The 9,635-nt window shown below is 69.8% G+C and carries 11 protein-coding genes; 5 read left to right on the top strand and 6 right to left on the bottom strand.

Annotated features, from left to right (window positions below; all coding sequences use genetic code 11):
- The 5 genes from C665_RS16135 to C665_RS16155 form a co-directional block, all read left to right on the top strand.
- The coding region (locus C665_RS16135) for a CBS domain-containing protein (RefSeq protein ID WP_004322693.1) at window positions 1–510 on the top strand (510 nt) is incomplete at its 5' end.
- The gene (gene lptC / locus C665_RS16140; RefSeq protein ID WP_004322695.1) at window positions 511–1,092 is read left to right on the top strand and encodes an LPS export ABC transporter periplasmic protein LptC; all 582 of its coding nucleotides are present in this window, start codon (window positions 511–513) and stop codon (window positions 1,090–1,092) included.
- On the top strand, window positions 1,089–1,631 hold the full coding sequence (gene lptA, locus C665_RS16145; protein WP_004322696.1) for a lipopolysaccharide transport periplasmic protein LptA: 543 nt from the start codon (window positions 1,089–1,091) through the stop codon (window positions 1,629–1,631). Before lptC ends, lptA begins: the two co-directional genes overlap by 4 nt.
- Window positions 1,632–1,669: 38 nt before the next feature.
- Window positions 1,670–2,446, top strand: a complete 777-nt coding sequence (locus C665_RS16150) for an enoyl-CoA hydratase (RefSeq protein WP_004322698.1) — start codon at window positions 1,670–1,672, stop codon at window positions 2,444–2,446.
- A gap of 328 nt (window positions 2,447–2,774) precedes the next feature.
- Window positions 2,775–3,341, top strand: coding sequence for a phasin family protein (locus C665_RS16155; RefSeq protein WP_004322700.1), 567 nt, complete (start codon window positions 2,775–2,777; stop codon window positions 3,339–3,341).
- A gap of 111 nt (window positions 3,342–3,452) precedes the next feature.
- Here the strand turns inward: C665_RS16155 and C665_RS16160 are convergent, their stop codons facing one another.
- The 6 genes from C665_RS16160 to lnt form a co-directional block, all read right to left on the bottom strand.
- Complete coding sequence (locus tag C665_RS16160) at window positions 3,453–3,827, bottom strand: 4a-hydroxytetrahydrobiopterin dehydratase (RefSeq protein WP_004322701.1); 375 nt, start codon at window positions 3,825–3,827, stop codon at window positions 3,453–3,455.
- 64 nt (window positions 3,828–3,891) lie between these two features.
- A complete protein-coding gene (locus C665_RS16165; protein ID WP_004322703.1) occupies window positions 3,892–4,668 on the bottom strand; it encodes a lysophospholipid acyltransferase family protein in 777 nt (258 codons plus the stop codon).
- 58 nt (window positions 4,669–4,726) lie between these two features.
- Window positions 4,727–5,260 (bottom strand): D-glycero-beta-D-manno-heptose 1,7-bisphosphate 7-phosphatase, encoded by a 534-nt coding sequence (gene gmhB, locus C665_RS16170; protein WP_004322705.1) that lies wholly within the window; start codon window positions 5,258–5,260, stop codon window positions 4,727–4,729.
- 58 nt (window positions 5,261–5,318) lie between these two features.
- Entirely contained in the window at window positions 5,319–7,406 is a 2,088-nt protein-coding gene (gene glyS, locus C665_RS16175) for a glycine--tRNA ligase subunit beta (protein WP_004322707.1), read from the bottom strand.
- A complete protein-coding gene (gene glyQ / locus C665_RS16180) occupies window positions 7,406–8,332 on the bottom strand; it encodes a glycine--tRNA ligase subunit alpha (protein ID WP_004322709.1) in 927 nt (308 codons plus the stop codon). Before glyQ ends, glyS begins: the two co-directional genes overlap by 1 nt.
- A 48-nt stretch (window positions 8,333–8,380) precedes the next feature.
- On the bottom strand, window positions 8,381–9,635 hold a 1,255-nt coding region (lnt, locus tag C665_RS16185), incomplete at its 5' end, for an apolipoprotein N-acyltransferase (RefSeq protein WP_004322710.1).

The raw sequence follows: 9,635 nt of genomic DNA on the forward strand, positions 1-9,635 counted from the left end.
ACCGCGAGCACCACGGCGGCGCTCGCGCTCGGCGACGCGCTCGCGGTCGCGCTGCTCGACGCCCGCGGCTTCGCCGCGGAGGATTTCGCCCGCTCCCACCCCGGCGGCGCGCTCGGCCGCCGGCTGCTGACGCACGTCGGCGACGTCATGCGTCCCGCGCCGGCGGTCCCGCGCGTGGGCAGCGACGCCCCCCTCACCCAGGCCTTGCTGGCGATGACCGCCGGCGGCATGGGCATGACCGCGGTGGTCGACGCCGACGAGGTGCCCGTGGGCATCTTCACCGACGGCGACCTGCGGCGCGCGCTGGAGAAGGGCTGCGACGTGCGCAGCGCGCGCGTCAGCGAGGTCATGACGCGCAGTCCGCGCAGCATCGCGCCCGGCGCGCTCGCGGCCGAGGCCGCCGCGACGATGGAGAGCATGCGCATCAGCCAGCTCCTGGTGCTCGACGACGCCGGCCGGCTCGCCGGTGCGCTCACCACCCACGACCTGATGCTCGCGAAGGTCATCTGAATGCGGGTCGACACCTGGCGCCTGTATCCGGTCTTCGCCCTCGCGCTGCTGGCGGGCGGATCGGTGTGGCTCGAGCGCATCACCCGGATCGACGATCCGGCGGCGAGCATCGAGCAGACCGGTCCGGACTTCATCGCCCACGACACCCGCGTGGTCGGCTTCGGCGCCGACGGTGCGCAGCGCTACGAGCTCGTGGCCGAACGCCTGGAGCATTTCCCCGTCGGCGACATCACCCGGCTGCACACGCCCCGCCTGCAGCTGCACGGCGCGGAAGGCACGACCACGATCACCGCGCGCTCGGCCGACGTCTCGCCCGGTGGCGAGCAGGTGGACCTCACCGGCGAAGTGCGCGTGCGGCGTCCGGGCCAGGCCGGGGCGCTGCCGCTCGCGCTCGACTCGGAGACGCTCGCGGTGTGGCCGGACGCCCAGCGCGCGCGCACCGACTCGCCGGTCCTGATGACCCGCGGCGCCGGACGCGCGACGGCCAAGGGCATGCGCGCGGACAACCTGTTCGGCACGCTCGAACTCATCGGCGAGGTCAGCACGACGATGCCACCCCGCCGCCAAGGATCCCCCTCATGAAGCGAATCCTCCTCGCTACCGTGGCCGCGCTGCTCGCCGCCGTCACCACCCCGGCGCTCGCCGAGAAGGCCGACCGCGACCAGCCGGTCAACATCGAGGCCGACCGCCTCACGGTGGACGACCGCAACAAGGTGCACATCTTCGAGGGCAGCGTGGTCCTGACCCAGGGCACGCTCACCATCCGCGGCGACAAGCTGGTCGTGACGCAGGACGCCGCCGGCTTCCAGAACGGCGTCGCCACCGCAGCCGGCAAGGGCTTGGCCACCTTCCGCCAGCGCCGCGACGGCAGCGCCGAATACGTCGAAGGCGAGGCCGAACGCATCGAGTACGACAGCCGGACCGAGAAGGCCAGGCTCTTCAACCGCGCCAAGGTGAGCAGCGGCGGCGACCAGGTCAGCGGCCACTACATCGAGTACGACGCGATCACCGAGAACTATCTCGCCACCAACGCCCCGGGCAGCCGCCAGGGTGCGCCCGCGGGCCGGGTGCGCGCGGTGATCCAGCCCAAGTCCGACGGACAGCCCTCCGGCGGACAATGATTCCCCCCCCACGATCGGATAACCAGGAAGGAGACAGCATGAGCTTCGAGATGATCCTCGCCGAGAAACGCGGCCGTGTCGGCCTCATCACCCTCAACCGCCCCAAGGCGCTCAACGCGCTCAACGATCAGGTGGTGAACGAGATCACCGCCGCCCTCAACGACTTCGAGTCCGACGATGGCATCGGTGCCATCGTCATCACCGGCTCGGAGAAGGCCTTCGCCGCAGGCGCCGACATCGGCGCGATGGCGAACTTCTCCTACATGGATGCCTACAAGAGCGAGTACATCACGCGCAACTGGGAGCGCGTGAAGACCTGCCGCAAGCCGGTGATCGCCGCGGTGGCGGGCTTTGCGCTCGGCGGCGGCAGCGAACTGGCGATGATGTGCGACATCATCATCGCCGCGGACACCGCGAAGTTCGGCCAGCCGGAAGTCAAGCTCGGCACCCTGCCCGGCGCGGGCGGCACGCAGCGCCTGCCGCGCGCGGTGGGCAAGGCGAAGGCGATGGAGCTGTGCCTGACCGGACGCATGATGGACGCGGTCGAAGCCGAGCGCGCCGGCCTGGTCGCGCGCGTGGTGCCGGCCGACAAGCTGCTCGAGGACGCGCTCGCCACCGCGGAAACCATCGCCGGCTACTCGCTGCCGGTGGTCATGATGATCAAGGAATCGATCAACCGCGCCTTCGAGAGCAGCCTCAACGAGGGTCTGCTGTTCGAGCGCCGCGTCTTCCACTCAGCGTTCGCGCTCAACGACCAGAAGGAAGGCATGGCGGCCTTCGTCGAGAAGCGCAAGGCGAACTTCCGCCACGACTGATCGTCCCGCGCTCGATCCGCACCGCGGCCGGCGTCCAGCCGGCCGCTTGCGTTTACCCGCGGGAAGACGTCATGCGCCTGCAACCCGTGCCCGGCACACTGCTTCGGCGTACTCGCCGCCCGTGCAATGCAACACCCCGAACCCTTCACCGGACGAAATGGCGTCCTGGCGCAAGTGATTGATTCCTTCAATCAATCCGGGATGTTGCGATGCACCAAAATATGCTTGACAGCCTCGATCGGGTCCGTATAATCCAAACCATGCTGCAACGCAACATCGCAGCTGCCCGAGCGATGTTGATGCACCCACACTTTCCAAGGAGATCCACATGAGCAACTTCGTCACCCCCGAGCAGTTCACCGCCGCCAACAAGGCCAACATCGAGACCCTGCTGACCCTGGCCAACACCGCCTTCGCCAGCGCCGAGCGCCTCGCCGCCCTGAACCTGAACACCGCCCGTTCGCTGCTGGAAGACGGCGTGGCCAACACCAAGGCCCTGCTGGCTGCCAAGGACGTGCAGGAGCTGGTGAACCTGCAGGTTTCGCTGGCCCAGCCGATCGTCGAGAAGGCCGTCGCCTACGCCCGCAGCGTCTACGAGATCTCGTCGCAGAGCCAGGAAGAGATGTCGAAGGTCTTCGAAGGCCAGGTCGCCGAGCTCAACAAGGGCGTCGCCACCGCGCTCGACAAGGCTGCCAAGTCGGCTCCCGCCGGTTCGGACGTCGCCGTCGCCGCTGTCAAGTCGGCCATCGCCGCCGCCAACAGCGCCTACGACAGCATGAGCAAGGCCGCCAAGCAGGTCGCCGAGATCGCCGAAGCCAACGTGGCTGCCGCGACCAACGCCACCGTCAAGGCCGTCAGCACCACCGCCAAGACCACCGCCAAGAAGGCTGCCTAAGCTTCCTCCGGCACCGTCTGGCAAAAAGGCCCCGCGTGCGGGGCCTTTTTGCGTCTACCGGCTGGTGACGCGGCAGGGCGCGGACTGCAGCGAAAACACACGCACGCCGCTTCAGTCGTAGCGGATGTAACGGAAGCGGTCGTCCGCGTTCGGCGTGCCTTCCAGCGCCCCGCCCTCGCGCGCGGGCTGCCAGTGCACGACCTCCTCGATCTTGCGCGCGAGCGCGAAATCGCGTGCGGTGATGCCGCGCGGCGAATGCGTGGACAGGCGCACCCGCACCCGGTCCCAGCACAGCTCCAGCTCGGGATGATGCCAAGCCGCCTCGGCCAGGTGCCCGACCACACCGGCCACCATCAGTGTCGCCTTCCAGCCGCCGGTGCGGTAGTCGCGCACCAGCGCGCCGGCCTCGAGGCGCCAGTGCGGCAGCCCCGCCGCAAGGCTGGCGAGGATCTCGTCCTCGCCGAGTGCGCGGATTTCTTCACCCATCGTCCCTCTCCCGATGTCTGGGGCCGCCCCGGCGGCCTATGCGGGAGACCGGGCGAGAACGCGCTCAGTTCCCCTCGTCTTCCGCCGCGGCATCGCCCGCGGCCGGCGGCATGCCCGCCTCTTCGCGATAGAGATGCGGGAACAGCCGGCGCATCTCGCCTTCGATCCAGGCCTCCGCCTGCTCGTTCACATCGGTGGCCTTGGCACCCTTGACGTCGATCACCGGGCCGATGCTGACGACGATCTCGCCCGGGCGCTTGATGAAGGCGTTGCGCCTCCAGAACTCGCCCGCGTTGTGCGCCACCGGCACCACGGGGACGCCCGCGCGCTTGGCGAGGATGGCCCCGCCGGGCTTGTAGCGCAGCGTCGCACCCGGCGCCACCCGAGTGCCCTCGGGGAAGACCACCACCCACAGGCCCTCCTTGAGGCGCTCGCGGCCCTGCTCCACCACCTGGGTGAGCGCGTCCTTGCCCGCGGAGCGGTCAATGGCGATGCCCGGGATCCTGCCCAGCGCCCAGCCGAAGAAGGGCACGCGCAGCAGCTCGCGCTTGAGCACGTAACACAGCGGCGGAAAGATCACCTGCAGCGCGATCGTCTCCCATGCCGACTGGTGCTTGGACAGCACCACCGCGGGACCGGCCGGGATGTTCTCGGCGCCGATCACGCGGTAGCGGATGCCGAGCACGTGGCGGATCACCCACATCATGATCGGCACCCAGCTCGTGATCAGCCGGTGCCGGGTCATCGGCGGCAGCCAGAAGATGAGGGTGGCGAAGAACGCGTAGGGCACCGTGATCACGGTAAGCGCGAGTGCGAACAGGATGGAGCGGAGCAGATGCACGATTCTCGTCCGGTGAAGAGTGCGTGAGGGATGCGGCAGCGCTGTCGCGCCGCGCCGCTCAGGCGGTCAGCGCGGCGGCGACCGCATCGAGGTCGGGATACACCAGCGTCCCAGGCGGAAGCTCGCCGCTCGCGCGCGTGGCTTCGCCCTTGCCGGTGAGCACCAGCCAGGGCTGCGCGCCAGCCGCCGCGGCGGCCTGGAGGTCGCGCAGGCCGTCGCCGACGCAGGGCACGTCGGCGAGCTCGACGTTGAAGCGCTCGGCGATCTGCAGCAGCATGCCCGGCTTGGGCTTGCGGCAGTCGCAGGTGGAGTCGGCCGCGTGCGGACAGAAGAAGATGCCGTCGAGCCGCCCGCCCGCCTGGGCGAGGCTCCTGACCATGCGGTCGTTGATGGCGTTGAGCGTGTCCATGCCGAACAGCCCACGGCCGATGCCGGACTGATTGGTCGCCACCACCACCCGCCAGCCCCACTGGTTGAGCCGTGCGATCGCCTCCAGCGCGCCGGGGATCGGCTTCCACTCCTCGGGCGACTTGATGTACTGCCCCGAGTCGACGTTGATCACGCCGTCGCGGTCGAGAATGATGAGCTTCATCACGGGCTCCTTGCGGGGGCGAAGCCCGCGGCGACGCACGCCGCGGGGGCTATGACGATCAGGCCGACAGGCGCGAGATGTCCGCCACCTGGTTCATCAGGCCGGCGAGCTGGGCCAGCAGCGCGATGCGGTTGGCACGGGTCAGCGGCTCCTCCGCCATCACCATGACGTCTTCGAAGAACTGGTCCACCGCTGCGCGCAGTCCGGCGAGTGCCCGCAGCGCATCCGTGTAGTCCTCGTTGGCGACGTGCGAACGCACCAGCGGCGCCACCTCGACCACCTGACGGAAGAGCGCCTTCTCGGCAGCTTCCTGCAGCAGCGCGAGGTCGGGCTCGCCCGGCGCGCCTTCGGCCTTCTTGAGGATGTTGACGATGCGCTTGTTGGCCGCGGCCAGGGCCTCGGCCTCGGGCAGCGCGCGGAAGGCCTCCACCGCGGCGAGCTTGGCCGGCACCAGGTCGATGCGCGCGGGTCTCAGCGCCAGCACGGCGTCGATCACGGCGCCGTCACGGCCCGTCTCCCGTAGCAGGTTCTTCAGACGCTCGTACATGAAGTCCTGCAGCTGCGCGGCGAAGCCTTCGGCCGTCAGCAGGCCGGGCTTGAAGCCGGCAGCCGCGGTGTCGATCAGCCTGGGCAGCTCGAGCGGCAGCGGCGCTTCCATGAGGATGCGCAGCACGCCGAGCGCGGCGCGGCGCAGCGCGAACGGATCCTTGTCGCCGGTGGGCACCATGCCGATACCGAAGAAGCCGACCAGGGCGTCGAGCTTGTCGGCCAGCGCCACCGCGGCGGCGACGTTACCGGCGGGCAGTGCGTCGCCGGCGAAGCGCGGCTGGTAGTGGGCCTGGATGGCGTCGGCCACCACCTCGCCCTCGCCGTCGGCGAGCGCGTAGTAGCGTCCCATGATGCCCTGCAGCTCGGGGAACTCGCCGACCATGTCGGTGACGAGGTCGGCCTTGGCCAGGCGCGCGGCACGCTTCGCCGCGGCGACGTCGCCGTGCAGCTGTGCAGCGATCGCACCGGCCAGCGCCTCGAGGCGCTCGACGCGTTCGAGCTGGCTGCCGAGCTTGTTGTGATAGACCACCGGCGCCAGGCGCGGCAGGCGGGCCTCGAGCTTCTGCTTCTTGTCCTGCTCGAAGAAGAAGCGCGCGTCCGACAGGCGCGGGCGCACCACGCGGGCGTTGCCGGCGACGATGTTGATCGGGTCGGCCACCTGCATGTTGGAGACGATCAGGAAACGATTGAGCAGCTTGCCGGCGCCATCGAAGAGCGGGAAATACTTCTGGTTGGCGCGCATGGTCAGGATCAGGCACTCCTGCGGCACGGCGAGGAACTCGGCCTCGAACTCGCCCACGTACACCGTCGGGTGTTCGACCAGCGCGGCGACCTCGTCGAGCAGGTCGGCGTATTCATTGAGCAGCGCACCCTGCTTCGCGGCCTCGGCGAGCAGCTGGCGCTCGATGTCGGCGCGACGCTCGGCGAAGTTCGGGATGACCTTGCCCTCGGCGAGCAGCGTGGGCTCGTAGGCGTCGGCGGTGGCGATGGAGAGGTCGCCGCGGCTCATGAAGCGGTGGCCGCGGGAGGTACGGCCGGAATCCAGATCCAGCACGCGGCCCGGCACCACCTCGGCGCCGTGCAGCAGGGTGAGCTTGTGCACCGGGCGCACGAAGGTGGCGTCGCCATCGCCCCAGCGCATGACCTTGGGGATGGGCAGCGCCTTGATGGCGTCCTGCACGACCCCCGACAGCACATCGGCGAGCTTCGCGCCCGGCACCATGGCGGTGTGGAACAAGGCCTCGGCCTTCCCGTCCAGGCGGCGCTCGAAGCGGGCGACGGCCTCGGCGGCGATGCCCTTCGCTTCCATCTTCTTCAGCAACGCCGGGGTGGGCTTGCCCTCGGCGTCGAGCGCCACGGACACGGGCATCAGCTTTTCGGTGACCTCCTTCGCGGCGGCCTCGGCAGCCACCTGCGCCACGGTCACCGCCAGCCGGCGCGGACTGGCGAAACTGCGGAAGGCGGCGTCGACAGGCGCCAGTCCCTTGGCTTTCAGGCCCTCGGCGATCCTGGTGGCGAAGGTCTCGCCCAGGCGCGGCAGGGCCTTGGGCGGCAGTTCTTCGGTGAGCAGTTCGACGAGCAGGGTCGCAACGGTCATCACGCGGCCTCCTTTTCAGCATTCAGCATCGGGAAGCCGAGGGCTTCGCGGGATTCGAAATAGGCCTGGGCGACCGCGCGCGAGAGGTTGCGGATGCGGCCGATGTAGGCGGCGCGCTCGGTCACCGAGATCGCGCCGCGGGCGTCGAGCAGGTTGAAGGTGTGGGCGGCCTTGAGCACCATCTCGTAGGCCGGCAGTGCCAGCCCGACCTCCATCACGCGCCTGGCCTCGGACTCGTAGTTGTTGAATAGCGAGAACAGGAAGTCGACGTTGCTGTGCTCGAAGTTGAACGTCGATTGCTCGACCTCGTTCTGGTGGTAAACGTCGCCGTAGGTGACCTTGCGACCGTCCGGCGCGACAGACCACACTAGGTCATAGACGTTCTCCACGCCCTGCAGGTACATCGCCAGGCGCTCGATGCCGTAGGTGATCTCGCCCAGCACCGGCTTGCAATCGAGGCCGCCGACCTGCTGGAAGTAGGTGAACTGGGTGACCTCCATGCCGTCCAGCCAGACTTCCCAGCCCAGTCCCCAGGCGCCCAGGGTGGGGTTCTCCCAGTCGTCCTCGACGAAGCGGATGTCGTGCACCGTCGGGTCGATGCCGAGCGCGCGCAGGCTGTCGAGGTAGAGCTCCTGGATGTTCAGCGGCGAGGGCTTCAGCACCACCTGGAACTGGTAGTAATGCTGCAGGCGGTTGGGGTTCTCGCCGTAGCGGCCGTCCTTGGGGCGGCGCGAGGGCTGCACATAGGCGGCGTTCCAGGGCTCGGGGCCGATCGCACGCAGGAAGGTGGCGGTGTGGCTGGTGCCGGCGCCCACCTCGAGGTCGTAGGGCTGCAGCAGCACGCAGCCGCGCTCGCCCCAGAAGTGCTGGAGCGTGAGGATGACTTGCTGGAAGGTCGGTTTCACGAGTCGGGATTCGGTGGTCATGGTCTCGGGCAGCCTCCGGGCTGCGCAGCGCACGCAAAAACGATGATTTTACCGGGCTTCGGTCCGGCGCGGGCGTGCCGCGGCGGCGGCGAGGAGTGCGAGGACGATCGGGATCGCGGCGGCGAGGAGCGCGAGGCGATCGCCCCAGCGCGCATAAGGAGTCATGCCCTGGTGGCCGCGCACCTCGGCATGGAGCACGCCGCGCGCGAACGCGGGCAGCACGGCGGCGACGCTGCCGTCGGGCTGCACCACCGCGGTCATGCCGGTGTTGGTGGCGCGCAGCATCGGACGACCGGTCTCGAGCGCGCGCACGCGGGCGATCTGCAGGTGTTGCGGCTGGGCGAGCGAGTCGCCGTACCAGGCCAGGTTGGAGAGGTTGAGCATCAGCGTGGCCGCAGGCAGCGCGCGGATCAGCTCGGCGCCGAAGAGGTCCTCGTAGCAGATGTTGAGCGCGACCTGCTGCGCGCCGAAGCGCATCGGCGCCTGGTCGGGCGCGCCGCGGGTCTGGTCGGACATCGGAATCTGCGCCAGCGCGTAGAACCAGCCGAACAGCGGCGGTGAATATTCGCCGAAGGGCACCAGGTGCTGCTTGGCGTAGAGCTGCACGGGCGCGCTGCCGAGGCTGATCGCGGCGTTGTAGATGCGCTCCTCGGCGTCGCGGCGGAAGGCGCCCATCACCAGGTCGGCGCCGGACGCGGCGGCGAGGCCGGCGAAGGCTTCGAGATAGCCAGCGGGCAGGCGGTCGAGCAGGGTCGGCACGGTGGTCTCGGGCAGCACCACCAGCGCAGGCGGCTGCGCCTGCCCGAAGGCGTCGCGCGCGAGCTCGAGGTTGACCCGCAGCACCTCCTCGAAGCGCGCCGGATCCCATTTGAGGCTCTGCGCGAAATCGGTCTGCACCAGCGCCACCTTCAAGGGCGCGCCGACCGGCTGGGTCCAGGCATGGCCGAGCAGCGCGAAGCCGGCGGCGAAGGGAGCGCACAGCGCCAACGCCGGGCGCCAGGCGAGCAGCACGCGCACGCCGCCCGCCCGCAGCGCGAATGCGCACAGCGCGGCGACGAAGGCGCTCAGCGCCCCCACGCCATACACGCCGAGCACCGGCAGCAGGCCGGCAAGCGGGCTGGGCGGCGTCTGCGCATAGCCGATCGCAAGCCAGGGGAAGCCGGTGAAGAGCACGCCGCGCAGCCATTCGGAGCCCAGCCAGAGCGCGCCGAAGAGCGCCGCTGCGCGCACCGGCGCGCCTGCCACGCGCTCGCCGCGCAGCGCGACGAAGGCCGCCCCGGCGAGCGCCGGATAGAGCGCGAGG

Source organism: Thauera aminoaromatica S2 (assembly GCF_000310185.1).
In the GTDB taxonomy this organism is placed as follows: domain Bacteria; phylum Pseudomonadota; class Gammaproteobacteria; order Burkholderiales; family Rhodocyclaceae; genus Thauera; species Thauera aminoaromatica.

What these genes read in the sequence shown, in the direction of transcription:
- lptC (WP_004322695.1), top strand. Translation starts at nt 511, where the DNA reads ATGCGGGTCGACACCTGGCGCCTGTATCCGGTCTTCGCCCTCGCGCTG.
- lptA (WP_004322696.1), top strand. Translation starts at nt 1,089, where the DNA reads ATGAAGCGAATCCTCCTCGCTACCGTGGCCGCGCTGCTCGCCGCCGTC.
- C665_RS16150 (WP_004322698.1), top strand. Translation starts at nt 1,670, where the DNA reads ATGAGCTTCGAGATGATCCTCGCCGAGAAACGCGGCCGTGTCGGCCTC.
- C665_RS16155 (WP_004322700.1), top strand. Translation starts at nt 2,775, where the DNA reads ATGAGCAACTTCGTCACCCCCGAGCAGTTCACCGCCGCCAACAAGGCC.
- C665_RS16160 (WP_004322701.1), bottom strand. Translation starts at nt 3,827, where the DNA reads ATGGGTGAAGAAATCCGCGCACTCGGCGAGGACGAGATCCTCGCCAGC.
- gmhB (WP_004322705.1), bottom strand. Translation starts at nt 5,260, where the DNA reads ATGAAGCTCATCATTCTCGACCGCGACGGCGTGATCAACGTCGACTCG.
- glyS (WP_004322707.1), bottom strand. Translation starts at nt 7,406, where the DNA reads ATGACCGTTGCGACCCTGCTCGTCGAACTGCTCACCGAAGAACTGCCG.
- glyQ (WP_004322709.1), bottom strand. Translation starts at nt 8,332, where the DNA reads ATGACCACCGAATCCCGACTCGTGAAACCGACCTTCCAGCAAGTCATC.